The sequence below is a fragment of the Janthinobacterium sp. UMAB-56 genome (assembly GCF_900095265.1).
Taxonomy (GTDB): Bacteria; Pseudomonadota; Gammaproteobacteria; order Burkholderiales; family Burkholderiaceae_D; genus Janthinobacterium.
Genome location: NZ_LT607662.1, coordinates 125,451 through 150,124, shown reverse-complemented (window position 1 = coordinate 150,124; position 24,674 = coordinate 125,451). Strand labels below are relative to the sequence as shown.

At 65.7% G+C, this 24,674-nt stretch carries 16 protein-coding genes; 10 read left to right on the top strand and 6 right to left on the bottom strand.

What is annotated here, in order from left to right:
• Positions 1-172 precede the first annotated feature (172 nt).
• Positions 173-3,664, top strand: a complete 3,492-nt coding sequence (locus K0F85_RS20050; RefSeq protein ID WP_257572914.1) for a DUF748 domain-containing protein — start codon at positions 173-175, stop codon at positions 3,662-3,664.
• Positions 3,665-3,894: 230 nt separating this feature from the next.
• On the opposite strand, the gene K0F85_RS20045 is transcribed toward K0F85_RS20050, so the two are convergent.
• Positions 3,895-6,345, bottom strand: coding sequence for a membrane-bound PQQ-dependent dehydrogenase, glucose/quinate/shikimate family (locus tag K0F85_RS20045; RefSeq protein ID WP_219117696.1), 2,451 nt, complete (start codon positions 6,343-6,345; stop codon positions 3,895-3,897).
• A 312-nt stretch (positions 6,346-6,657) separates the two neighbouring features.
• Here K0F85_RS20045 and K0F85_RS20040 point away from each other — a divergent pair, with 312 nt between their 5' ends.
• The 9 genes from K0F85_RS20040 (at position 6,658) to K0F85_RS28940 (ending at position 18,749) form a co-directional block, all read left to right on the top strand.
• Positions 6,658-8,337, top strand: coding sequence for a methyl-accepting chemotaxis protein (locus K0F85_RS20040; RefSeq protein WP_219117695.1), 1,680 nt, complete (start codon positions 6,658-6,660; stop codon positions 8,335-8,337).
• Between the two features lie 49 nt (positions 8,338-8,386).
• A complete protein-coding gene (locus K0F85_RS20035; protein WP_219117694.1) occupies positions 8,387-9,028 on the top strand; it encodes a hypothetical protein in 642 nt (213 codons plus the stop codon).
• Complete coding sequence (locus K0F85_RS20030; protein ID WP_219117693.1) at positions 9,025-9,939, top strand: HDOD domain-containing protein; 915 nt, start codon at positions 9,025-9,027, stop codon at positions 9,937-9,939. The genes K0F85_RS20035 and K0F85_RS20030 overlap by 4 nt, the downstream gene beginning before the upstream one ends.
• A 74-nt stretch (positions 9,940-10,013) precedes the next feature.
• A complete protein-coding gene (locus tag K0F85_RS20025; RefSeq protein ID WP_219117692.1) occupies positions 10,014-10,640 on the top strand; it encodes a response regulator in 627 nt (208 codons plus the stop codon).
• 34 nt (positions 10,641-10,674) lie between these two features.
• Positions 10,675-11,037: an Hpt domain-containing protein gene (locus tag K0F85_RS20020; protein ID WP_219117691.1), complete on the top strand. Its 363-nt coding sequence runs from the start codon at positions 10,675-10,677 to the stop codon at positions 11,035-11,037.
• Positions 11,034-13,247 (top strand): hybrid sensor histidine kinase/response regulator, encoded by a 2,214-nt coding sequence (locus K0F85_RS20015; protein WP_219117690.1) that lies wholly within the window; start codon positions 11,034-11,036, stop codon positions 13,245-13,247. Before K0F85_RS20020 ends, K0F85_RS20015 begins: the two co-directional genes overlap by 4 nt.
• Positions 13,248-13,397: 150 nt before the next feature.
• Positions 13,398-15,098 (top strand): ATP-binding protein, encoded by a 1,701-nt coding sequence (locus K0F85_RS20010; protein WP_257572912.1) that lies wholly within the window; start codon positions 13,398-13,400, stop codon positions 15,096-15,098.
• A gap of 48 nt (positions 15,099-15,146) precedes the next feature.
• Complete coding sequence (locus K0F85_RS20005; protein ID WP_219117689.1) at positions 15,147-18,590, top strand: response regulator; 3,444 nt, start codon at positions 15,147-15,149, stop codon at positions 18,588-18,590.
• A 33-nt stretch (positions 18,591-18,623) separates the two neighbouring features.
• Complete coding sequence (locus K0F85_RS28940) at positions 18,624-18,749, top strand: hypothetical protein (protein ID WP_257572910.1); 126 nt, start codon at positions 18,624-18,626, stop codon at positions 18,747-18,749.
• A gap of 7 nt (positions 18,750-18,756) precedes the next feature.
• On the opposite strand, the gene K0F85_RS20000 is transcribed toward K0F85_RS28940, so the two are convergent.
• The 5 genes from K0F85_RS20000 to K0F85_RS19980 all read right to left on the bottom strand — a co-directional run bounded on the left by K0F85_RS20000 (position 18,757) and on the right by K0F85_RS19980 (position 24,666).
• Positions 18,757-19,980, bottom strand: coding sequence for an NnrS family protein (locus tag K0F85_RS20000; protein WP_219117688.1), 1,224 nt, complete (start codon positions 19,978-19,980; stop codon positions 18,757-18,759).
• A 125-nt stretch (positions 19,981-20,105) separates the two neighbouring features.
• Entirely contained in the window at positions 20,106-20,768 is a 663-nt protein-coding gene (locus K0F85_RS19995) for a response regulator (protein WP_219117687.1), read from the bottom strand.
• A gap of 24 nt (positions 20,769-20,792) precedes the next feature.
• A complete protein-coding gene (locus K0F85_RS19990; protein ID WP_219117686.1) occupies positions 20,793-22,694 on the bottom strand; it encodes a type IV pili methyl-accepting chemotaxis transducer N-terminal domain-containing protein in 1,902 nt (633 codons plus the stop codon).
• A gap of 122 nt (positions 22,695-22,816) precedes the next feature.
• Entirely contained in the window at positions 22,817-23,803 is a 987-nt protein-coding gene (moaA, locus tag K0F85_RS19985) for a GTP 3',8-cyclase MoaA (RefSeq protein ID WP_219117685.1), read from the bottom strand.
• Positions 23,804-23,919: 116 nt separating this feature from the next.
• Positions 23,920-24,666 (bottom strand): peptidylprolyl isomerase, encoded by a 747-nt coding sequence (locus K0F85_RS19980; RefSeq protein ID WP_219117684.1) that lies wholly within the window; start codon positions 24,664-24,666, stop codon positions 23,920-23,922.
• Positions 24,667-24,674 lie beyond the last annotated feature (8 nt).

Sequence of the window (24,674 nt, the reverse complement as noted above, 5' to 3'; positions counted from 1 at the left end):
GACAATTGGAGATAATTGCGAAAAATAGGCAAGTTTCACAAGATAAACAGCTGTCCACAGCACCTGTTATCACATGAACACGTTTGGATTTTGCAGACCAGGCCGCAAAGAGGCATACTGACAGTCACGGCGCACAAGTGTGCCGCCTAACAAGATACTAAAAGGTCAGTTCGTGAACACAATCGACAACAAAAGCGTGCAGACGAAATCATTTCGCTGGAAACGCTGGCAGCGCTGGGCCGTCGGCACAGGCTGCGCCCTGGCCGCCTACAGCGCGGCCGGCTTCTGGCTGGTGCCCTACGTTATTAAAAACCAGCTACCCAAATTTGCCGAGAAAGAACTCGCGCGCCAGGCCAGCATCGCTGACGTGCGCTTCAACCCGTTTACCCTGCGCCTGGAAGCGGAGCAGATCGTTTTCAAGGAAGCGGCCAGCGCGGATGGCAAGAGCGGCGCGAGTGCGCCCCTGCTGTCCATCGGCGCCCTGGCCGTGCAACTGGAATGGAAATCCATCGTGCGCCGCGCCTGGAGCCTGGCGGAAATCCGCATCACGGCGCCGCAAGCGCAGCTGACCATCACGCCGGACGGCAAGTTCAACCTGGCCGAAGTGCTGGCCACCTGGCAAAGCCGCCACCCGGAGAAGAGCGAAGGCGGCATGCCGCGCCTCGTCATTGCCCACTTTGCGCTGGAACAAGGCAAAGTGGACTGGCACGACCAGAAGGCGGGCTATGCGGACAACTTCACGCCGATCAACTTTACGCTCGATCAGATCTCCACCCTGCCCGATGCCAACGGCAGCTACAGCCTGAGCGCCGACGCGGCGCGCGGCGGCAAGCTGCACTGGCGCGGCACGGCCTCGCTCAACCCGATTCGCGGCGAAGGCGAACTGATACTGAACGACGCGTCCCTGCCCGGCCTTGCCGCATATTTGAAAGCCTACACGCGCGCCACTGTCAGCAGCGGCAAGCTGTCGGCGCGCCTGCCCTACGCCTTTTCCTATGCCGACGGCAAGCTCGAAGCGAGCGTCAAAGGCGCCGGCCTGGCCTTGCGCGACCTGGCGCTGGTGCGAGACGAGGTAAAGGGCAAGGGAGAACCGTTTGCCTCGCTCGCCACCCTGGGCATCGCCGGCGTCAACGCCGACCTGGCGCGCCAGAGCGTCACGGTCGACAAGGTCAACCTGTATGGCGGCAAGGTGGCCGTGCGGCGCGACAGCAAAGGCGAAATCGACGTGGCGAACCTGATGCTGCCTGGCAAACCGGCGCCAGCCGACGCGCCAGCAGCAGCGGCAGCGGCAGCCAAGCCTGGCAAGTGGAAAGTGGACCTGAAGCAAGTGGCCTTGGCCAATGTGGACGTCTACGCCATCGATGAAACCGTCTCGCCTGCCCTGCAGCTGAGCGCCAGACAGCTGCAGCTGAACTTGCAACTGGCCTTGCAGCAAGCGCCAGCGGGCATGGCTACCGTCATCGACGGCGCGAATGCCAGCCTGGCCGATCTGGCCATGCAACGGGGCGCGCAAACACCGTTCAAGCTGGCCCAGTTGGGTTTTACCGATGGCAAGATCGACCTGGCGGCCCATACCGTGCACCTGGGCGCCGTGACGGCCAGCGGCGCGCAGATCGACCTGGCGCGCAACCGCCAGGGGGAGTTTGAGATTGCGCAAAAGCTGCCCGTGTTCGCCGCCGGCAAGGCCGACGCGACGGCGGATGCCCCGTCCGCGCCATGGTCTGCCACGGTAGACCAGGTGGAACTGAGCAAGTTCGCCGCCCGCGTCGACGATGCGGACACGGGCATCAAGGGTACGCTGCAGGATGCCCACCTCTCCCTGCGCAAGGTCAGCAATGATATGCAACAGGCGCTGCCGTTCGAGCTGGGCGTGGGCTTGCGCGAAGGTGGCTTGCTCACGGCCAAGGGCAAGTTCGTGCCGGGCACGGGCGCCGTCGATGCGCAACTGAATTTGAAACAGCTGACCCTGGCGCCCGTGCAAGCCTTGCTGGCGCAGCATGTGAAACTGAAACTGGCAAGCGGCTCGCTCTCCGGCAGCGGCCGCCTGACGACGGGCGGCGGCGCGCCGAAAGCACCGAAAGTACGCTATGAAGGCGGCGTGGATATCGCCGGCCTGGTGCTCAATGAAACGGATGGCAAGCGTTTTGCCTCGTGGAAAAGCGTGCGCGCCGACAAGCTGACCGCCAGCGTGGGCCCCGATTTTGTCGATATCCCCGAACTGCGCGTGGTCGAACCGAACGCCCAGCTGATCATCGAAAACGACCGCAGCCTGAACGCGCAGCGCCTGCTGGTCAAGGCGCCGGAGCCAGCTGTCGCACCAGCGACCACGGCGACGCCAACAGCAGCCGACGCCGCCTTCCCCGTGCGCGTGCGCCGCGTGCGCCTGCAAAACGCCAAGCTGGACTTTGCCGACCTCAGCTTGCGGCCCCAGTTCGCCGCCAAGATTTATGAACTCAATGGCGTCATCACGGGCCTGTCGACGCAGCGCGATGCGCGCAGCCAGATCGAACTCGACGGCCGTATCGACGAATTCGGCCTGGCCCGCGTGCGTGGCAAGCTGAACCCGTTTTCCCCGACCGACAACACGGACTTGAACGTCGTCTTCAAGAACGTCGACATGGTGTCCGCCTCGCCGTACACGATGAAGTTCGCCGGCTACAAGGTGGCCGAAGGCAAGATTTCGCTGGACTTGCAATACAAGGTGCGCAACCGCCAGCTCGACGGCACCAACCAGATCGTGCTCGACAAGCTGACCCTGGGCGAGCGCATCGACAGCCCGGACGCCCTGAAACTGCCGTTGGAACTGGCGCTGGCCATCCTCAAGGATAGCGATGGGCGCATCGACCTCGGCCTGCCCGTGTCGGGCGACATGAACGACCCGCAATTCAGCTATGGCGCCCTGATCTGGAAAGCCGTGGGCAATGTATTGACGAAGATCGTCACGGCGCCCTTCCGCGCGCTGGGCAATTTGCTGGGCATCAGCGCCGACAAGCTCGAATCCATCGACTTCGATGCGGGCAGCGCCGTGCTGCTGCCGCCCGAGCGGGAAAAGCTCAAGCAAGTGGCGCAAATTCTCGCCAAGCGCGAACAGCTGACGCTGGCCGTGCCGGGCCAGTACAGCGACACGGATGCGGCCGCCCTGCGCGCCCAGGCCGTGCGCCGCGCCGTCGCCGCCAAGGCCGGCATCAAGCTGGAAGCAGGCGAAGAACCCGGGCCGTTGAACCTGGGCGAACGCAAGATACGGGGCGCCCTGCGCGACCTGTATGGCGAGCGCTTCGGCAAGGCCGAGCTGGACAAGCAGAAGAAGGCGGCGGAGGCGGCCGTCCCAGCCACAGCGGCGGGTGCAGCGGCATCGACCGGCGCCTCGGCTACGGCGGCGGCAAAAATCCCCGTCTGGCAACGCCTGGGCAAGCTGATCGAAGGCGAACCGCAAGTGGCCGACACGGGCACGTTCTACAACGGCTTGCGCCAGCAACTGGAAGCCAGACAGCCCCTGCCTGCCGACGCCTTGAGCAAGCTGGGCGCCCAGCGCAGCGCAGCGATCCTGGCCGCCCTGCAGCAGGACGGCACGCCGGCAGCCAGGGTCAGCGCGGGCGCGCCGGAAAAAACGCAGGCCGCTCCGGGCAAGCTGGTGGGCCTGAAGCTGGGATTGGCGGCGCAGTAAACGATCGGCGTTGCCGCAACAAGTTTGCGGCAACGCCATGCAAGCGGCAGCAGCAGTGGCGGCGGATTGCTATGCGGACCGGCAAACCGGACGCGCGCAAATGGCTACCGAGTCGAGAAATACCGCAAGAAAGCTCAGTACGGCACTGAGCGCTCCACTCAATCTACCCATGGTGCCTTTCAGGTTTCCGAATACCACCATGTGCAATTCCATGCGGCACCACCCATGCTCTATTTCGCTTTCCCCGCCTCCTTCACCGCCTCATCCGGCAAGGCAAACGCCACCAGGCTATCGCCCATCTTCGTGCCCAGGGAACCGTGGCCGCCGGCCATGACGACCACATATTGCTTGCCCGTCTTGTCGGAGACATAGCTCATCGGCGTGGCCTGGCCGCCGGCCGGCAAGCGGGCTTTCCATACGGTCTTGCCGTTGCGCACGTCGTAGCCGCGGATGTAGTAGTCGAGCGTGCTGCTGAGGAAAGCCACGCCACCGCCCGTGGTGCTCATGCCGCCCAGGCTGGGCACGCCCAGCGGCAAGGCGATGGGCACGGGAGCGCTGTCGCGCGTGGTGCCGTTCTTGTGCATCCATACTTTTTTCATGGTGCGCAAGTCGACGGCGGCGATGTAGCCCCAGGGCGGCGCCTGGCATGGGAAGCCCAGCGGCGACAGGAAGGGATTGATTTCCACGGCAAACGGCACGCCCGTCTGCGGCTGCAAGCCCATTTCCGTGCCCGTGCCGCCCTTCGCGTCGGCTTGCGCGCGCGGCACCAGGCGTTCCAGAAAGCCCATGTAGTCGGGGTTGAGCAGCAGCAACTGACGCACCGGATCGACGGCCGCGCCGCCCCACTCGAAGATGCCCAGCGGACCCGGCGAGATGATGGCGCCCTTGATCTTGCCTTCCGCCACCGTTTGCGGCGTGAACGGCCCCTCATAACGGTGCTGGCGGAAGATGATGCGGCACGCCAGTTGGTCGAACGGCGTCGTGCCCCACATATCCGTTTCGCTGATGTTTTTCTCGGGCAGGAAAGTGAGGGCGGAAAACGGTTGCGTGGGCGATAAACGGTCGCCGGGTGCGGCGTTGGCGGTCGGCACGGCTTTTTCCGGCGCCGGCACCACCAGGCTGCCATCGCGGCGGTCGATCACATAGATATCGCCGCGCTTGGTGGTTGCCACCACGGACGGCACCTTGCCCTTGGGCGTGTCGATGTCGACCAGGGTCGGCTGGCCGCCGATATCCATGTCCCAGATATCGTGGTGCACGGTCTGGTAAGCCCAGCGCAGCTTGCCGCTGGCCAGGTCCAGTGCGACGATGGCGCTATTATATTTCTCGCCATGGGGATTACGGTTACCGCCCCACGTGTCAGGCGTTTCATTGCCCATCGGGATGTACACCATGCCCAGCTTTTCATCCACGCTGGAGACGCCCCAGGAATTGGGCGAATTATTGGTATAGGTCTTGCCATCGGCAATCGGCGCCGTGTCATCCGGGTTCGAGGCATCCCAGTTCCACATCAGCTTGCCGGTGACGGGATCGTAACCGCGGATCACGCCTGACGGCTCTTCCGTGGAAAAATTGTCCGTCACGCTGGCGGCCATCACCACCACGTTCTGCGCCACGGCCGGCGGCGACGTCGGCATCAAAAAGCCCCGCTTTTTCATGCCCATGCCGTGATACAGGCCGATCACGCCATTGTCGCCAAAGCTTTTGCACGCTTCGCCCGTGTCGGCATTCACGGCGATCAGGGTGGCGTCCATGGTGGGCGCAAAAATGCGGCGCGGACACTCCATGCCGGCCGCCTGCGGCGCCGGGTCGCCCTTGGCGCGGCCCGCGTTGACGTCCCAGTAGGCCACGCCGCGGCAGATCATGTGCTGGTAGCTGGAGGCGTCGCGGTTGATCTTCGGATCGTGGCGCCACAGCTCCTTGCCCGTGTCCGGGTCCAGCGCAATGACGATATTGTGCGGCGTGCACAGATACAGCATGCCATTCACTTTCAGGGGCGTGACTTCGTTGGCGATCTCGCCCGGGTCGTTCGGCCCCTTGAAGTCGCCCGTGTTGTACACCCACGCCTGCTTCAGCTGCGCAGCGTTGGCGGGCGTGATCTGCGCGGCAGGCGCGTAGCGGTCGCCATAGCCGGAGCGACCATATGCGGCCCAGTCGTTGGGCGCCACGCCGGGTGCAAAGTCGCCTTGCGGCACGGCAGCCATGTTCTCGGCCGGCACGTCGCCGTGCAAAGTATAGTAATCCTGGAACAGCGAGTACACGCCCACGACGGCCGTCAGCACCACGGCGGCGGCCAGGGCGCTCTTGCCAGCGTCGCGCGGTTTTGTCCCGGCCATCAATGGCGGATCGAGCCGCCGGTCGACGAACGGCAGCAGCAGCCAGACGGCGGCGGCGAACCAGATATCGAGGCGCGGCAGCAATTGCCACCAGTCGAACTTCACTTCGATGACGGACCAGATCAAGGTGGCGAACAGCAGCAGCGCGAGAAACAGCTGGGCGCGGCGCCGCTCCCTCCATACCAGCGCGCCGGTAAGCAGCATGCCGATGCCGGCCACGACGTAATACCAGGAACCGCCAAGGCTGATGAGCCAGGCGCCGCCGCCGGCAAGCGCCAGGCCCAGCAAGATGAAGATGACGGCAGTGATGACAAGCAAGGGTCCAGGCCGGGCAGAGGCAGTCATGATGCTCCTTCACAAGAGTCAGTCGGCGGCACGCGCCTGCGCACCGTATTTGATGGTGATCAAGGAGTCCCATTTTTTCACTAATTGGCCTGACGTGGCACACGCCAGAACGCGATATCTGCGCGGTGTTGCTTTTCATCACACCCCATCCCCCGCTCAGCTCGCCCTTCAGCGCGCCACGTCAAAAAACAAAATAAAACAAATAAATCACAAATTTCTCGAATAAATCAAATATATGGCGTAAAATAAAAATCATAAACTCTGAAAAACAATTTCCCCGATTTTCAACCTTCATCTAGACCGGCACCCATCATGACTATCGCCCAACGCCTGTACACCCTGATCCTTTCCGTCGTCCTGGGGCTGGCCGCCCTCACGGGCTTTGGCATCTACCAGATGGACCGCGTGTACACGGCAGCCAGCTATTCCACCTTCAACACCATTCCCAGCCTGCTGATCTTGAACCAGGCTTTCGTGCCGTTCGCGCAGATGCGCACGGCCGTCTGGCAGCACATGGGCAACAAGGATGCGGCCGTGCGCGACAAGCTGGAAGCGGGCATCAGGGAAGCGCGCGCGGCTGTCGGCAAGGCGCTCGACCAGTATGAAAAAGAAGCGATCACCGATGACCAGGACCGCGCGCTGCTGGCCGCCGACCGTGCCGTGCTGCTGCGCTACGATGGCGTGCGCGACAAGGTGCTGGCGCTGTCGAAGGCGGGCGAACTCGACACGGCACGCGACTTGCTGATGGCGAGCCAGCCACTCATCAAGGAGCTGGTCGACGCCCTCGCCGCCCACCACCGTTACAACGAGACCCTGGGCAACAAGGGCGCGGCCGATGCCGCCGGTGCCGCGGCCAGCGCGCGCTGGATTTCCATCGGCCTGGCCGTGGCCGTGACGGCCCTGGTGGCTGGCATGGGTCTGCTGCTGGCGCGGCGCATCGCCGCTTCGCTGGCCAGCGCCATCGATGTGGCCCGCACCATCGCGGGCGGCGACCTCAGCGTGCAAGCCGAAGCCAGCTCGAATGACGAGGTGGGCCAACTGATGACCGCCCTGGCCGAGATGAGCGAGAGCCTGGTGCGCATCGTGGCCGAAGTACGCTCCGGCACGGACACCATCAGCACGGCGTCGAGCGAGATCGCGGCGGGCAACCTGGACCTGTCGGCACGCACGGAACAGCAGGCCGGCTCGCTGGAAGAAACCGCCTCGGCCATGGAAGAACTGACGGCCACCGTGCGGCAAAACGCGGACAATGCCCGCCAGGCCCAGCAAATGGCCATCAGCGCCTCGGACAAGGCGCAGCGGGGCGGCCAGGTGATGGGCGACGTGATACGCACCATGCAAGCGATCGACAGCTCGTCCAACAAAATCGCCGACATCATCGGCGTCATCGACGGCATCGCCTTCCAAACCAATATCCTGGCCCTGAATGCGGCCGTGGAAGCGGCGCGCGCCGGGGAACAGGGACGCGGCTTTGCCGTCGTGGCAACCGAAGTGCGCAACCTGGCGCACCGTTCGGCGGCCGCCGCCAAGGAAATCAAGGTACTCATCAGCGACTCCGTGCAACAGGTGGAGCAAGGCGGCAAGCTGGTCCAGCAGGCCGGCGCGACCATGACGGAAGTGGTCGACACGGTGCGCAGCGTCACCGACATCGTCAACGAAATCTCGGCCGCCAGCGTGGAGCAAAGCACGGGCATCGAGGAAATCAACCGCGCCATCACGCAAATGGATGAAGTCACGCAGCAGAATGCGGCCCTGGTCGAAGAAGCGGCGGCGGCATCGCAATCGCTGCAAGAGCAGGCAGGCAATCTGGCCGGCGTGGTGGCCACCTTCAAGCTGGCGCAAGGCCCAGCTGGTGCGGCACCGCGCGCGCCTGCTGCCTCGCGGCCCACGCAGCCCAAGACCACGCTCAAGCTGGTCGCCACGCGCCCCGCTGCCCAGGCCAGCAGCAAGGCGCCGGCCGCCGCCGATGCCGGCGACTGGGAAGTATTTTAGGCCTGCCATCACGCAGCATCACTCGCATAGTCCGCACTGGAGCACTGCCATGAACGCCTTCCTCGCCATCCACCCCTTGCTACGCTGCGAAGATCTCTCGCTGATGCGCCCGGCGCTGGCACTGGCAGGCTTGCTCTTGCTGCTGGCCGCCCTGCTCTGGCGCCGCACCCGCTGGCGCCAGGCCGGCCGCGCCCCGGCTGCAGATGGCACGCCGTCCGATCTGCATCTGCTGCTGAAAATGCGCAAGGCGGCCCCGCCAGCCAAGGCAGCGCAGACGGCACCGCCCCAGCAAGCGCCCAAGGCGCCCGATACGCTGCCCTTCGAGCTGGCCCGCCTGGACGCCATGTTCGGCTACGACCGGCGCCTGCAGGGCGAGATCCTGGCCCTGTTCGTGTCCGAAACACGCGACCGCCTCGCCGGCATCGCCCATGCGCTGCGCTGCGAGCGGGCCGCTCCTGCGCGCGTGCTGGCGCAAGAGATCCTCGACGGCAGCCAGGCCATGGGCCTGCTTCCCTTGCAGAAGCTGGCGCGCCAGGCCGTGCTTGCGGGCTTTGCCAACGATATCGGCGCGCTGCGCCGCCTGCATGCGGAACTGCTGTTCGCGCTCGATGCGCTGTCGCAAGCCGTCACGGCGCTACAAACGGGCGCGGCGCTGGCCGATGAGCGCAGCGGCGTAGGCAGCCAGCCATGAGCGCGCACATCGACCTGGCGCGCTTGCTCGACGGCGCCAGCCTGCCGTCGCCCGCCGGCCGGAGCGACTGGCTGGCAAGCCGGTGCCAGCAGCAGGTGCCGCTCGATAAATTGGCAGAACAACTAGGCTGCGATCCGGCCCTGACCGGCAAGGTCATCGGTCTGGCGAATGCCGCCGTGCCACCAGGCGAGCGCAGGCATGCGGCAGTCAATGCGGCGATGCTGGCGGCCATCGGCTTGCCCGCATTGCAACAGGCATTCGCCACCCCGGCCCTGCCAGCGACCTCGTGTGCACACTTCGACGTGCAGCGCTACTGGTCGCATGCGCTGGCCATGGCGTGCGCTGCCCGCGTGGCAGGCGATGCGCTGCAGCTGAGGCCAGCCGATGAGCTATACACTTGCGGCTTGCTGGCCAACTGCGGCCAACTGGCCCTGGCCACCTTGCATCCGCTGGAATATGGACAACTGCTGGGGCAGTACGGCCAAGCCGCCAGGGCACGGCTGCTGTGCGCGGAGTCGCAACGCTTCGGCCACCACCGGCTGGCGCTGTCGGCCGTCCTCATGCGGGACTGGGGCATGCCGGACATCCTGTGCGACGCCGTGCGCTGCCATGCCGCGCCTCCCGGCATCGGGCGTGCCGGACGCATGACGGAACTGGCCTGGCTGCTGAAGTTGGCCAGCTGCTTCGCCAAGCTGATACTGTGCAATGGCGCAGGGCCGCGCGGGCCGGCCCTGGCCGCCGCGCGGGTGCTGGGCCTGGACGCGGAACACATGGAAACCCTGCTACGCCACAGCAACGCCGAATGGAGCGAATGGCGCGAGATACTGGAGCCGCCAGCCCGTGTCGACGCCTGGCGCACGCGCACGAGAGTCCGGCCCGCCGCTGCCCAGGTTTTTAGTGAATTCATCTAATTCGTTGAAATTGATTTTTTGAGCGCGATTGCGTATCATTCCCGTTAACTTCATCCGCGACCATAAAGCCCATCATGCACACTGCAGACGTTTGCACTACTCAAAAAGCCGCCGAAATCCTCGGCATTTCGGTGACATCGGTGCAGCAACTGGTCGAGGCGGGTGTGATCGAAGCCTGGAAGACCAAGGGCGGCCACCGGCGCATTCCCCTGGCGGCCGTCGAGGCCTACAAGGGCAATCCCGGCCATCCAGGCCAGGACCAGCGCGCGGCACGGGCCAACCGCCCTGCTGCATCGGGCCGTCCGCCCTCCATCCTGGTCATCGAAGACAATCCGATCGAACGCGCGCTGTATGAAAAGCAGATCGGCTCATGGGGCTTGCAGGCGCACTTGCGCTTTTGCGAAAACGGCTACCAGGCGCTGATAGAAATTACCCGCGACCAGCCCGACATCCTGCTGGCCGACATCATCATGGAAGGCATCGACGGCTACGAGGTGATCCGCACCATCCTGGCCGACCCGCTGCTGGCGGACATGCACATCGCCATGCTGTCGAGCCTGACGCCGGAGGAACTGGAAGAGCGCGGCGGCGTGCCGCCCGGGGTGGTGTTCTTTGCCAAGCCCGTCAATTACGACGAGCTGCGCGGCTATCTGCGCGCGTGCTGCGCCGGCCATGCGCGGCGCAACAGCCTGGCCGCCTAGCCCGCCACCCATTTTCCCTTGCCACGGAGCCGCCATGCCAGCTTATCGCCACATCGATCCTGCCGTGCTGTTCCAGGCCACCGGCCACGACCTTGAGCTGTTCCGCGCCCTGTCGCAGACCTACCTCGACACATCGCCAGCCATGTTCGCGCGCGTGCAGCAAGCCGTAAGCAGCGGTGCGGCGCAAGCCATCGTGCATAGCTGCCATACCTTGCGCGGCACCGTGGCCCTGCTGGGCGCCAGGGCCCTGGTAGCGCGCCTGGCGGAACTCGAGCAGCTGGTGCGCCACCAGGGCGTGGCGGCAGCGGGCTGGCTGGCCGAAACGGCAGCGCTGATCGACGCTGTGGAGCAGGAAGTACGCCGCAGCATGCTTGACTACACGGGCGCGCAGGCATGAACGCGCGCCGGGCCGCCCTGCGCCTGCTACACCGCTACCGGCCGCGCAGCACGGCAGCCGTGGTGGGCCTGGTGCTGGTGGGCCTGCTGGCACTGGGCATCGTCGTTTCCGGCGTGCTGCTGCACCGCGAAGCCGTCGATGACTGGCAACAGGACCTGTCCAACCTGTCGCTGCTGCTGGCGGAAAACACGGCGCAGAGCATGACGGCGGCCAGCCTGGTGCTCGACAGCGTCAGCAAGGACATCCAGGCTGCTGCCCCTGCGGACGCGGCCGCGCTGGCCACCGCCGTTGCCACCCCGGCCATGCACCAGAGGCTGCTGCACAAGATCGGCGGCGTGCCGCAAGTGGACGTGGTGTCCATCGTCGGCGCCGATGCGACCGTGCTGGCCTTCAGCCGCGCCTTTCCCGTGCCCCCCATCCGCCTCGACGAGCGCGATTACTTCGAGTATCACCGGCGGCACCCGGATGGCGGCATGCATGTCAGCGCGCCCGTGCAAAACAAGGGCAATGGCGCCTGGACCTTCTATATCAGCCGGCGTATCAGCGGGCCGGACGGCCGCTTCCTGGGCGTGGTACTGGTCGGCCTGTCGTGCGACTTCTTCAGTAAATTCTTCCAGAGCACCAGTATCGGCGAACATACGGCCTTTTCCCTGTACCGCAGCGACTACACGCTGCTGGCCCGCTGGCCGGCCGTGCCCTCCATGATGGGCAAGCGCAACCTCACTGGCAGTACCTACCGCCTGCTGGAACAGGGCAAGAGCGCTGGCGTGCTGCAGGTGGACTTGCCACGCGCGGCCGAACAGGGCCGCACGGTCGCCCGGCTGGCCGCCATACGCCTGGTGCGCGACTACCCGCTGGCCGTCAACGTGACCGTGACGGACGAGGTCTACCTGGCCGGCTGGCGGCGCATGTTGCGCACCATGGGCGGCGCGGCCTTGGTCAGCCTGCTCGTGCTGGCCGGGGCCGTCGCGCTGATCCTTTCCCTGCTGCGGCGCCAGGAGCGCGACGCGGCCATGGCGCTGGCGTTGCAGACGCGCGCGGAAGCGGCGAATGCGGCCAAGTCGCGCTTCCTGGCCATCATGAGCCACGAGATCCGCACGCCGATGGCAGGCATCGCCGGCATGGCCGAACTGCTGCAAGACACCCCGCTCGATGCGACGCAGCAGCAGCATGCACAGCGCATCGGCGATGGCGTGCAACAGCTGATGCGTATCCTGAACGACATCCTCGACCTGTCCAAGGTCGAGGCAGGCCAGATGGGCATCGAGCTGCGCGACTTCGACCCGCGCCTGCTGCTCGACGACGTGCTGGCGCTGCACCGCGCGCCAGCGGACCGGAAAGGCTTGCTGCTGGAGGCCGAGGTCGACCCCGGCGTGCCACGGTACATCTGCTCGGACCGCACGCGCCTCGCGCAAATCCTCGGCAACCTGCTCAGCAATGCGATCAAGTTTGCGCCCTTCGGCAGCGTGACCGTGCGCCTGCACCTGGCACCGGCCACGCCGGACGGCGCCAGCGCCTGCCTCGTCGCCATGGTCAGCGACCAGGGCATCGGCATGAACGCCCAACAGCTGAGCCGCATCTTCGCGCCGTTCTGCCAGGCCGACGACAGCATCAGCGGCGCCTATGGCGGCACGGGACTGGGCCTGGCCATTTGCCAGCAACTGGTGACGCTGCTGGGCGGCGAGATCACCTGCAGCAGCGCGCCCGGCGCCGGCTCCCGCTTCACCGTGCGCCTCCCCTGCCAGGCGGGCCAGGCGCCGGAGCCAGAGATAGCGGCGCCAGTGGCACCCGCATCCCTAACTGCATCCGCGCCGGCGCCGGGCGCACGCATCCTGCTGGTCGAGGATACGGCGCTGAACCGCCAACTGGTGTGTTTGCAACTGGGCGCCAGCGGCTACAGCATCGACACGGCGGAGAACGGCGCGCTGGGCCTTGAAGCCCTGGCCGCGCAACAGTACGACCTGGTCCTGATGGATTGCATGATGCCCGTCATGGACGGCTACCAGGCATGCCAGGCCCTGCGTGCCCGGGAAGCGGCCTGCGGCGGGCCGCGCCTGCCCGTCATCGCCCTCACGGCCGGCGTCACCGAGGACGACCGGCAGCGCTGCGTGGCGGCCGGCATGGACGACTACCTGTCCAAGCCCTTCACGGCGGTACAGCTGCGCGCGATGGTCGAGCGCTGGCTGGCACACAGGGCGGAAATGCGCTAGCCGCCCCGGGCCGTACTGCATACCACACCCCACAAAAAATCATTTTATTCGATAAAATCAATTATATTCACTATAATTGATAAATCAACGCGCCAGTGACGCCGCGCATACGCGCACAAAGGCAAACTGGGCAGACCTTGCGGAGACAGCATGCGGATGGACAGATACTGGAAGGCCATGACTTGGGAGCGTTGGGAGCGTTGGGAGGGTTGGGATACGCGCACCCTGCTGTCGCTCTTCGTGGCCATCCTGCTGGCGGGGCTGTGGAGCATCACCCTGCTGCAACTGCGGCACGCCTACGACGCCGCCATCACCAGCGCCGGGCGCGATGCGCGCAGCATGGCGCGCGTCTTCGACGAGCACGCGATCCGCACGATCGAGGCGGCGGACCAGGCGGCCACCTACCTGCGCAGCCGCTACCAGGCCCTGGGCAGCCGCCTCGACATCGTGGCCGACCTGCAGCAAGGCCTCAATCCCGGCCCACTGTACAACCTGTTCAGCATCATCGACGAACACGGCGACACGGTACTGTCGAGCCGCCCCTTCAAGCCGACCAAGCTGGCCGACCGCGAACACATCCGGGTCCACATGCAGCACGACAGCGGCGAACTGTATATCAGCAAGCCGGTGCTGGGCCGCGTGTCGAAAAAATGGTCGATCCAGCTGACGCGCCGCATCAACCATGACGATGGCAGCTTCAAGGGCGTGGTGGTGGTGTCGATGGACCCGTATTACTTTACGCGCCTGTACGACGAAGTCGACCTGGGCGACAACAGCTCCATCACGCTCGTCGGCAGCGATGGCGTGGTGCGCGCGCGCCGGGTCGGCGCCGTCAATACCATCGGCCAGGATATCGCCGGCAGCACGGTATTTTCCCTGATGCGCGGCGGCACGCGGGGCAGTTTCAGCGAGCGCAGTCCCGTCGATGGCACGCTGCGCTTTTATGCATTCGAAAAACTGGCCGGCTACCCGCTCTACATGCTGGTTGGCCTGAGCCGCGACAGCGTATTGGCTGACTATGTCTCGCGCCGCAACCAGGCCTTGCTGATGGCGGCCATCACGAGCGTGCTGATCGTGCTGGCGTGGGCTGCGCTGGTGCTGCTGATCGGCCGCCTGGTCGCCAGCCGCGCCAGGGCCATCGCCGCCAGCGAAGCCAAATCGCGCTTCCTGTCGAACATGTCGCATGAATTGCGCACGCCCCTGAACGGCATCCTCGGTTTCTCCGAGCTGCTGCTGGAAAAGCTGCGCGAGCCGGAACTGGCCGCCTACGCGCAAACGATACAGGGCAGCGGCCGCCAATTGCTGGCCATGATCGAGGCGGCGATGGAATTGAGCGCGCTCGAGCACGACCGGGTGCGGCTTGAATCGAGCGCCGTGCCACTCCAGCAGTTGCTGGAACTGGCGCTGGCGCCGCACCGGCCGCGCGCGGCCCACAAGGGTTTGCAACTGGCGGCGCACGTTGCGCCCGCCACACCGCGCAGCATCGATTGCGACCGCGTCCGCCTGGTGCGCGTACTCGATATCCTGCTCGACAACGCCATCGGCTACACGGCCACGGGACGGGTCGATGTGCACGTCTGGCACAGCGGCGCCGACCTGCAGATCGAGGTGCGCGATACGGGCATCGGCATCGCGCAGGCGCGGCAGGGCGATATCTTCGACAAATTCACGCAAGCGGACGACTCGCCGAGCCGCCCCCATGACGGCGCCGGCATGGGCCTGGCCATCGCGCGCCAGCTCGTCGCCCTGATGGGCGGCAGCATCGGCGTGAGCTCCGCGCCGGGCTGCGGCGCCATCTTCCGCCTGCACCTGCCGCTGGGCGGCAAATTGACCACACTATCACATGCATAGTTGTGCACAAAAGTTGTTCTCCGTGCCTATCGGGTATAGCATCGCCACATGAGCTATCACACAGATGCAGCAGCGGTGCGCAGAGAATGGATCGAATGGCTGTTTTTTCTCCTCGGGCTGCTCATCGTGGCTGCCGCCCTGGCCTACACACATCTGGCGGAAGCGGAGCGGCATGACGCGGCCGAACGCGAGCGGCTGAGCGTACTGACGGCGCTGCTGGCAAAAAATATCGAAGTCGACCTGGAGGCAACCAACCTGGTGCTCGGCGGCGTGATCCGCGACTATCTCGCCGCTGGCGCCGCGCCCGACGCAGGGCAAGCCCTGCCCCGGCGCCTGGCCGCGCTGGTCGATGCCATGCCGGGCGTACGCACCATACTGGTCATCGATGCGAAAGGCAAGCCGGTCGCCACCAACATCGCGGAACTGGCGGGCCAGGATTTTTCGCGCCGCGCCTATTTCCAGACGGCGCGCGACGCCCCTGACGCGCGCATGCTGTACATCTCGGCGCCTTTCCTGACCTTCAAGCGGGACCTGGTCATCACGGCGGCACGCATGGTACAGGACCAACAGGGCCGCTTTGCCGGCGTCGTGGTGGCCACCTTCGACCCCGAATACTTCACGGCCAAGTTCCGCACCGCCATGTATGCCGCCGATGTCTGGGCCGTGGTCTTGCATGGCGACGGCCGGCAATTCCTGAACTATCCGCCCAGGAGCGCCAATGGTGGCAATGTCGACGTCCCTGGCAGTTTCCTGCGGCGCTTCCGCGACAGCGGCTATCAGGCGGGTGTGCTGAGCGGTGTCGAGATTGCCGGCGCCGGCACGCCGCGCGTCATGGCGATGGCCAGGATCGCCCCCGCCGCACTGCATATGGACCGCGCCCTGATCATCGGCCTGAGCCGCGAGGAAGCGGCCATCGCCGCCCCGCTGCAGCGACAGGCACTGGGCTACATCCTCGCCTTTGCCACGCTGGCCCTGGCCGGGACCAGCCTGCTGTTCTGGCGGCAGCGCCGACGCCGGCAGCAAGCTGCCTGGCAGGTGAAACAGGAAAGGACGCGCCAGGCCATGCAAGCCGTGTCCGACAGCGAAACGCGCTTTCGCACCTTGATCGAAGATGCACCCGTGGCCATCGCCATCCTGCGCCACGGGCGCTTCGTGTATTCCAATCCGCGCTACCGCCACCTGCATGGCTACGCCCCCGAGGACGACCTGAGCGGCCTGCCCTGGCGCGCCATGCTCACGGCCGCCTCGCAAGTTGCGCTGGCAAGTAACGAAGCGCTGATCGAGGCCGATTCTGCCAGCGAACAGATGTTTGAAGCCGTCGGACTGGACAAGCAAGGCAGGCCAGTGCCCACCCTCAAGACCAGCACGCGCGTGATGCTCAAGGATGGACCGGCCACCTTGATCTTTGCCCAGGATATTTCCGCGCAAAAGCAGGCTGAGGCGGCCATGCTGCTGGCGCGCGATGCCGCCGAAGCGGCCAACCGCAGCAAGGCGGAATTCCTCGCCAACATGAGCCATGAAATCCGCTCGCCGCTCAACGCCATCCTCGGCATGGCCTGGCTGCTGGAAAGAGGCAGCCAGGATGAGGAAGGATTGCAGATGACGCGCAAGATCCGCGCCGCCGGGCAGTCGCTGCTGGGCATCATCAACGACGTGCTGGACGTCTCGAAAATCGAGGCGGGCCACATGCGCATCGAGCAGGCGCCGTTCCGCCTGGCCGAGGTGATCGAGAAGATTGCCGCCAGCATGGGCGTTGCCGCGCACGACAAGCCCATCGACGTGCGGATCGGACCGCTACCCGATGGCATCGACCACGTGCTGGGCGACGCGCTGCGGCTGGAACAGGTGCTGGTCAATCTGGGCAGCAATGCCATCAAGTTCACGCCGCAGGGCACAGTCGAGTTGTTGAGCACGCTGGAAAGCCGCGACGGCGACGCTGCGGTGCTGCGCTTTTGCGTGCGCGACACGGGCATCGGCATCGCCCCCGAGGTGCAGGAAACGATCTTTTCCGCCTTCGCCCAGGCCGACAGCTCCACCACGCGCCGCTTCGGCGGCACGGGCCTGGGCCTGACCATCTGCCGCCAACTGGTGCGCCTGATGGGCGGTAGCCTGCACCTGACAAGCGGCCTGGGCCAGGGCAGCGCATTCAGTTTCACGGTGCCGCTGCAACGACTGCCCGCCGGTGCCCTGTCCTCGCCCGACATGCAGGGCCTGCAGGGCCTACGTGTCTTGCTGGCCGATAGCAACGCTGGCACGCGCGAAGCGGTGGGCGCCGTGGCGCGGGGCCTGGGCTGGAGCGTGCATGCCGTGTCCGGCGGCCAGGCTGCACTCGATTATGCGCTGGCCTGCGCCGAGGACGCGCGGCCCGGCGTCGTCCTGCTGGCCGCGCGCATGCCGGAGCTGGACGGCGTAGCCACGGCGCGCGCGCTGCGCGAGTACTTGCCACCGCAGCACTGCCCCGTCGTCATTTTGGCGGCCAGCGACGTGCCAGCCACGCGGCCAGCGCGGCGCCATACTGACCTGGCCGATCCGACCGATGCCATCCTCAACGAACCGGTGACGGCTTCCAGCCTGTACAACGCCACAATGGAGGCGCGCCAGCAGCGCGCCAGGGCCGCCGGCCTGGACGCCAGCTCCGGTTCGCTGCAAGAACGCCAGCTGGCCGGCGTGCGCGTGCTGGTGGTCGACGACAGCGAGATCAACCGCGATGTGGTCAAGCATATCCTGTGCGACCAGGGTGCCCTGCCCTCGTTCGCCTGCGATGGCCAGCAAGCGCTGGACTGGCTGCTGGCCCACCCCGCCGATGTCGACATCGTGCTGATGGATGTGCAGATGCCCGTCATGGATGGATTGGCAGCGACGCGCGCGCTGCGCCAGTTGCCGCAGTTTCAGGATCTGCCCGTGGTGGCGCTGACGGCCGGCGCCTTCCAGACCCAGCGCACGGCGGCACTGGAAGCGGGCGTGAATCATTTCATCAGCAAACCGTTCGACGTGCCGCAGACCATCGCCCTGATCGCGCGCGCGCACCGGCGCCATGCACAAGGCTTGCCGGCCCTGCCACCACCCATGGACGAAGGGACGACGCGCGTGCCGCCGAACGGTGCGGCGCCCGCGATCGACCTGGCGCAAGGGATGGCGCAATGGCTCGATGAAGCGCCCTACCGTCAGCACCTGTCGCGCTTTCGCGACACCTACCGCAACACGGTCGGCGCCATGCGCGCTCTGCTGGCGGCCAATGCCCGCAGCGACGCCGCCGCGCTGGCGCACAAGCTGGCCGGCGTGGCCGGTAGCCTGGCCCTGCCCGCCACCCTGCAGGCGGCCCAGCAAGCCGAACAGCTGCTGCACGCCGGCGACGATGCCGCAGCAGCCCTCGACACACTGGAACAGGCGCTGGCGCACGCCATCGATGCCGTCAGCGCCTTCACGGCACAGACGCCGCCGCCCGGCCAGCCGGCGATGCCGGAAACGCAACATGGCCGGGCATGCCAATGATAAACTTGTCAATATAAAAATTTGGGAGACACTATGATCTGGCTCAGGGATTTGCTGCTGCGTGCCTTCATGCTGGGCATGCTGCTATTCGTCGTGGCCGAATCGCTTTCCTACTGGGCGCCGGACATCAAAAAACTGCTGGCCTGGCGTCCTTTCTGACGCCCGCCTAGCCTTCGCGGCCATCCACCCTGGCGCGCCACAGATACGGCGCATACACGTAGGCATACAGGCCAAAGGCCAGCGACCAGCAGGCACCCGCTGCCAGCAACAGCGGCATGGCCAGCGCGGCGGGGCCGACGGCGGCCAGCAGGCGCGCCAGCGCGCCCAGCTGGATCAGCCAGTACATCGCCGTTTCCGCCCTGCCGCCCTGGAGCGGGCGCCCTGTGTGTCCCAGGGTAGTACGCGTCATCATGCCGATGATCAGACCCGCCATCGAGCCCACCGTCAGCGCGTGAAACGCGGCGCTGGCCGGCAGCAGCCCCAGGCTGGCGGCCGCCAGCAGCGCAAAACCGACGCCTATCCACGCATACGACAGGTGCAAGATCCACAGCAGCGGCACGCGCAAGGTGCGCTGCGGCTGCCAGGCCAGCATATTGGACAGCGAGACGCCGGCAGCGCAGAAAGCCAGCGGCGCCGTCAGCCACGCTGGCGCGCCTGCCAGCCAGGCAATCGCAGCCGCCGCCATGCAGGCCACGGCCACGAGCGCCCGCTCAGGCTTGGCCACGGGCGTACGATTGGGATTGATATCGGGCGCCCCATTGCGCGTAAACATGGGAATCACGCGCGCGCCGATCACCGATTCGATCAGCACGATGAGGAAGATGGCCGCCTGCACTGGCACGAACAGCGACAGCGGCAGTACGCCCAGCACGGCCGCGTGAAACAGGCCATTGGCCAGCGCCAGCAGGGCCAGCAAGCCGACCAGAAACAGGTTGCGCGTATTGCCCGAGCGACGCAGCACCAGGTACAGGGGCCAGGCGGCCAGCGGCAGGAACAGCCACTCGACCAGGGCTGCCAGGAGGCCGACGCCGCACAGCATGGCCACGCGCCCCGCCAGCCACAACGCCACCAGCGCCATCAGTTGCGCGCCGTGCGGCGTGGGCAAGCCCGTCCAGTTGCGCCCCGCCGTGTACAAAAAGCCCACGACGACGGCCAGCGCGAAGCCGAATACCATCTCATGCATATGCCAGCCCAGGCCCACGTGCATGCCATCGGCCAGCAAGCCGGCATAGCTGGCCAGCCACAGGGGAATGCTGATGGCCGCAAACACGGCCGCCAACAGGTAAAACGGGCGGAAACCCAGTTGCCAGACGGCGTGGCGGGCATGCCAGGGCGCGGCGCCGCCTGTCGTGGAGGATGGGGTAGCTTCGCTGAGCGGGGTGATGGCCATGGTGAACTCGTAGTGAAAGATATAGTCGTTAAAGATATATCCAATATACTACTTTAAATGCGCAAAGCTCACCAACGGTAAAAGGAGTAAGCGGCTAGGTCGCAATGACTAGCCGACGGCGCAGTCTATTTGCCCTGGCGGTGCTCGACCGCATACACGGCCGCCTGCACGCGGCTGGTCAGCTTGAGTTTTTTCAGCACGTTCTGCACGTGGATCTTGACGGTGCTTTCGGCCAGGTCCAGGGTGCGCGCGATGCCCTTGTTGCTCTCGCCGCGCGACAGGCAGTCGATGATCTCCTTTTCGCGCGGCGTGAGCTTGTCGAGCTCCGACACCGGTTCCTCGCGCCGCGTGCCCGCCTGCAGCTGCGCCACCAGTTTGCCCGTCATGGCTTCGGCGATGACGACTTCGCCGGCCGCCGCGCGGCGGATGGCGCGCACCAGGTAATCGGCGTCGATGTTCTTGATCAGGTAGCCGCAGGCGCCCGCGCGCAGCGCCGTCGCCAGGTCTTCGGCGTCTTCGGAGACGGTGAGCATGACGATGGCCGTGTCGGGACAGTCGTGCTGCATCAGCTGCAGCGCCTCGACGCCGGACATGCCGGCCATGTTCAGGTCCAGCAGCACCACGTCGGGTTGCAGCTGGATGGCGCGCTTGATGCCTTCCACGCCATCGGCCGCCTCGCCCACGACGGAAAAGTCCGTATTGCGCTGCAACAGTGAACGTATGCCGCTGCGGAACAGCGCGTGATCGTCCACCAGCATGACGGTGATCGGTTGATCGGGAGTCTCCATTTTTTTGTACTTTCAGATAGTGGCTTAGGCAGCGCGGCGCTGCTCGCGCGACAGATGCAGTTCGACGGTCGTGCCGCCACCGGGAGCGGCGTGTACGTCGAACGTGGCATCGATGCGCTGAGCGCGCTCGCGCATGATATGGATGCCGACATGGCTGTCGCCCTTTTCCAGCACGGCGCCAGCGTCGAAGCCGACGCCATCGTCGCTGATCGTCAGCATGAAGTCCTGGTGATCGGCAAGGCGCACCTCGACGTGGCTGGCCTGGGCGTGCTTGCGAATGTTCGACAGCGCCTCTTGCACAATAAATAATAACTGCAATTGCTGCTCGCGGGGAAATGGCGCGCCGTCGACATCGGCCAGCAGCTCGGCGTCGATGCCGGTCTGGCGACGGAATTTGTCGACCGCAGCGCGCAGGGAGCCGATCAGGTCATCTTCCATCAGGCGACTGCGGAAGTTGGCCAGCAATTCGCGCACGTCTTCATAGCTTTCCTTCACGCCCGCATGCAGGGCCGGCACGATGCCCGCCACCTCGTCGAAGCGCGCATTGCGCACGGAGTCGTCGAGCATCTGCACTTGCAGGTTAAGGAAATTGAGGCTTTGCGCGATGCTGTCGTGCAAGCCCTGCGCCACCAGGTTGCGCTCTTCGGAAATGGCCATTTCGCGCTCGCGCGCCGCCAGGCGCAGGTTTTCCAGGGCAATGCCCAGCAGCTGCCCCAGGGTTTCCAGCAAGGCCAGCTCGCGCGCGGAAAACACGCGCGCATGGCGGAAATGCAGGTTGAAGAAGCCCAGGTGCTGTTCGTGCGCGTGGAGCTGGAAGACCGAGACGGTGGCAAAGCCCTCGCGGTGACAGCGCAGCTCATGCGCCTTGTCGATGCGGCGCATGTCGTGCACCTTCGCCACGTTCATCTCGACGGCCGTGCCGCACAGGCACTCGCCCACCTTCAGGCAATGCTCGGATGCCACCAGTTCTTCCGACAGGCCATGGTGCACCACCATGTGCAGGTTGCCGCGCTCGGCGTCGAGCACGCGCACGGTGGAGCCGTCGGCCTCGAAATAATCGACGATGCGCTGCATGAAGCCGCCGCAGATGTCTTCCAGGGGCTGCGGGCGTTGCACGAAGGCCGCGCTTTCGTACAGCAGCGCCAGTTCGCGGTTGCGATATTCAAGGGTGGCCGTCTTGCTGCGCACGCCCTCTTCCAGGTTGCCGTACAGCGCCTGCAGGCGGTCGGCCATCTGGTTGAAGCCACTGGCCAGCTGGCCGAATTCGTCATTGCTGTCGACTGCCAGGCGCACGCTGAAATCGCGCTCCTTCATGCGCTGCATGCCCAGGCGCAGCCGGGTGACAGGTTCGATGATGAGCATGAACATCAGGTAGATCATGCTGACCGTGCCGATGACGGCCATGCCGACCAGTATCAGCTGCGAGGCGCGCAGCCAGAAGGTGCGCTGTTCGCTATCGTGCTCGATCAGGCGCACCAGCTGGTCCACCTGGCCGACAAAAATATCCGCATCATGCCCGAACTGGCGCGCGCGCGCGCTGCCGTCGGCGGCCAGGGCGGTCGGGCGCAAGGCGCTACGCCAGGCGGTGGCAATGCGCTCGAATTCGGACTTGATGGCGCGGCTGGGGGGCAGGAACAAGGGGCGTTGCGGGTCGCCGTGGCCGATCTTGGCCAGGGTCTCGTCGATCAGCAGCACCTGCTGGCGCGCCTGCTCGCCGGCGTCGCTGGCCAGCAGCAGGGTCAGGCGATAGGTCTGCATGCGCAAGCGGCCCGTCTCGTTGATGGCGGCCGCACTGCCTTCGAGCTGCCACGACAAGAACAGGGTGCAGCCGATGGCACTTAAGGCCAGCACCAGCATGAGCAGCAGCGCGCCGACGATCTTGGTCGACAGCTTCTGCCAGGAGGAAAACATCGCCTTCAATTTCATACTACCCCTAATAAATGCCTGTTTGTGGCCCCTATGCAGTCAAGTCAGCGACATCACTCCACCCACAGGCCAAGATCCGGGGTCAGACCCGGCGGATCTGACCCCAGCAGTGACACCTCCACTCAGCCGCCCGTCTGTGCCATGAACCGGATAATTTTATCGGGCTGCGTATTGAAATCATGCTGCTGCGGCTTCAGTTCGATGGCGGCGCGGATCGCCGCTTCGATCTGCGCATCGGTGGCCCCGCCGCGCAGCATGGGACCGAAGGCGAACTTCTCTTCCTGGCCCAGGCACAGGTACAGGGTACCATCGACGGACAGGCGCACGCGGTTGCAACTGGCGCAAAAATGCTGCGACATGGGCGTGATGAAGCCTATGCTCGAGCGCCCATCGGGGGTCGCCATATAGCGCGCCGGCCCGCCACCGAGCTCCATCGCCTGCGGCACCAGGCCAAAGCGGGCCGCCAGGCGCTCGCGCACGGGACCGAGCGGCAGGTAGCGGGCATTGCGGCCCGTGCTGCCCATGGGCATGGCTTCGATCAGGCGCAGGATGAACTGCTGCTCGATGCAAAACCCGGCCATGGCCTCGATCTGGCTGTCATTGATGCCGCGCATGGCCACCATATTGATCTTGATGGGGTCAAAACCGGCCGCCTTGCCCGCCACCAGGCCGTCCAGGATAGGCTGCAAGCTGTCGCGCCCCGTGATCTGCTGCATGCAGGCGCGGTCCAGGGAGTCCAGGCTGACATTGATGCGGTCCACGCCCGCCGCGCGCAAGGCTGCGGCGTGCTTGCCCAATTGGGTGGCATTCGTCGACAGCGACAGATCCTGCAAGCCGGGCAGCGCGGACAGCCGCTGCGCCAGCTCGGGCAGGTCGCGCCGCAACAGCGGCTCGCCGCCCGTCAGGCGCACGCGGCGCGTGCCGAGGCGTACAAAAATTCCCAGCAGGCGCTCGATCTCGTCGAACGTCAGCCAATCCTTCGGCTCTTCGAAGCCGCGAAATCCCTTGGGCATGCAATAACTGCAGCGCAAATCGCAGCGGTCGGTGACGGACAGCCGCACATAATCGATCGAACGGCCAAATCGGTCCTGCAACTTGACGCTACCCATGACACAACTCCTGTTTCATCCTCGATTGTAAGGGCTGGGGCACGATCTGGCTGTGCCCCATAAGGCCTAGCGCACTACGCCTTCCGGCCTACGCATTTCAGCCTACGCATTTCAGTCTACTGAACCAGCGCACTGGCTGTGCCTTCCAGCGCGACGCCGGCGATGTCGGCCCGTCCCACCAGCAAATGCAGATACTGGTGCACGGCGCGCTGCCACGCGGCGCGCGACAGGCGGTCGGCGATCTGCGCCTGCACCGTTTCATACGGCATGGCCTGGCCTTCGACGCGGCGCTGCACCTGCACGATGTGATAGCCGAAGCGCGTTTCCAGCAAATGCCCGGCCAGCGCGCCCGCCTCCAGGCGGAACAGCAGCGCGTCGAACTCCGGCACGCTCTGGCCCGGCGACAGCTGGCCCAGGCTCCCGCCCAGGGCGCCGGACGGGCAGTTCGAATACTGCGCCGCCAGTTCGCCGAAGCGCTCTGGCGCCAGTTTCAAGGCATCGAGCACGGCTTGCGCCGTCGCGCGCAGCAGCTCCAGCGGCGCTTCCGGCGTCACCTGGAACAGGATGTGGCGCGCCTCGACCAGCGCGCCGCTGCGAAACAGCTGCGGGCGCTGCGCATGAAAGGTGCGGCAAGCGGCATCGTCGGCGGGCGGCACGCGCACTTCCTGCGCAAACAGCGCCTCGATGCGATCGTCATCGCTGCCGCCCGGCACGCCGAGGCGTTCGGCTTCGTCCAGTAGCAGCCGGCGCAGCACCAATTCATGCACGGCCTGTTTCAGCGGATTGCCGGCGCTGTCGTGATGCGGCAGTTCCTGCGCGATGTCGGCATCGTCGATATCGATGCCATTGACAGAGATTCCCATGATGTAGC

What these genes read in the sequence shown, in the direction of transcription:
- K0F85_RS20045 (WP_219117696.1), bottom strand. Translation starts at nt 6,345, where the DNA reads ATGACTGCCTCTGCCCGGCCTGGACCCTTGCTTGTCATCACTGCCGTC.
- K0F85_RS20040 (WP_219117695.1), top strand. Translation starts at nt 6,658, where the DNA reads ATGACTATCGCCCAACGCCTGTACACCCTGATCCTTTCCGTCGTCCTG.
- K0F85_RS20035 (WP_219117694.1), top strand. Translation starts at nt 8,387, where the DNA reads ATGAACGCCTTCCTCGCCATCCACCCCTTGCTACGCTGCGAAGATCTC.
- K0F85_RS20030 (WP_219117693.1), top strand. Translation starts at nt 9,025, where the DNA reads ATGAGCGCGCACATCGACCTGGCGCGCTTGCTCGACGGCGCCAGCCTG.
- K0F85_RS20025 (WP_219117692.1), top strand. Translation starts at nt 10,014, where the DNA reads ATGCACACTGCAGACGTTTGCACTACTCAAAAAGCCGCCGAAATCCTC.
- K0F85_RS20020 (WP_219117691.1), top strand. Translation starts at nt 10,675, where the DNA reads ATGCCAGCTTATCGCCACATCGATCCTGCCGTGCTGTTCCAGGCCACC.
- K0F85_RS20015 (WP_219117690.1), top strand. Translation starts at nt 11,034, where the DNA reads ATGAACGCGCGCCGGGCCGCCCTGCGCCTGCTACACCGCTACCGGCCG.
- K0F85_RS20010 (WP_257572912.1), top strand. Translation starts at nt 13,398, where the DNA reads ATGCGGATGGACAGATACTGGAAGGCCATGACTTGGGAGCGTTGGGAG.
- K0F85_RS20005 (WP_219117689.1), top strand. Translation starts at nt 15,147, where the DNA reads ATGAGCTATCACACAGATGCAGCAGCGGTGCGCAGAGAATGGATCGAA.
- K0F85_RS28940 (WP_257572910.1), top strand. Translation starts at nt 18,624, where the DNA reads ATGATCTGGCTCAGGGATTTGCTGCTGCGTGCCTTCATGCTGGGCATG.
- K0F85_RS20000 (WP_219117688.1), bottom strand. Translation starts at nt 19,980, where the DNA reads ATGGCCATCACCCCGCTCAGCGAAGCTACCCCATCCTCCACGACAGGC.
- K0F85_RS19995 (WP_219117687.1), bottom strand. Translation starts at nt 20,768, where the DNA reads ATGGAGACTCCCGATCAACCGATCACCGTCATGCTGGTGGACGATCAC.
- K0F85_RS19990 (WP_219117686.1), bottom strand. Translation starts at nt 22,694, where the DNA reads ATGAAATTGAAGGCGATGTTTTCCTCCTGGCAGAAGCTGTCGACCAAG.
- moaA (WP_219117685.1), bottom strand. Translation starts at nt 23,803, where the DNA reads ATGGGTAGCGTCAAGTTGCAGGACCGATTTGGCCGTTCGATCGATTAT.
- K0F85_RS19980 (WP_219117684.1), bottom strand. Translation starts at nt 24,666, where the DNA reads ATGGGAATCTCTGTCAATGGCATCGATATCGACGATGCCGACATCGCG.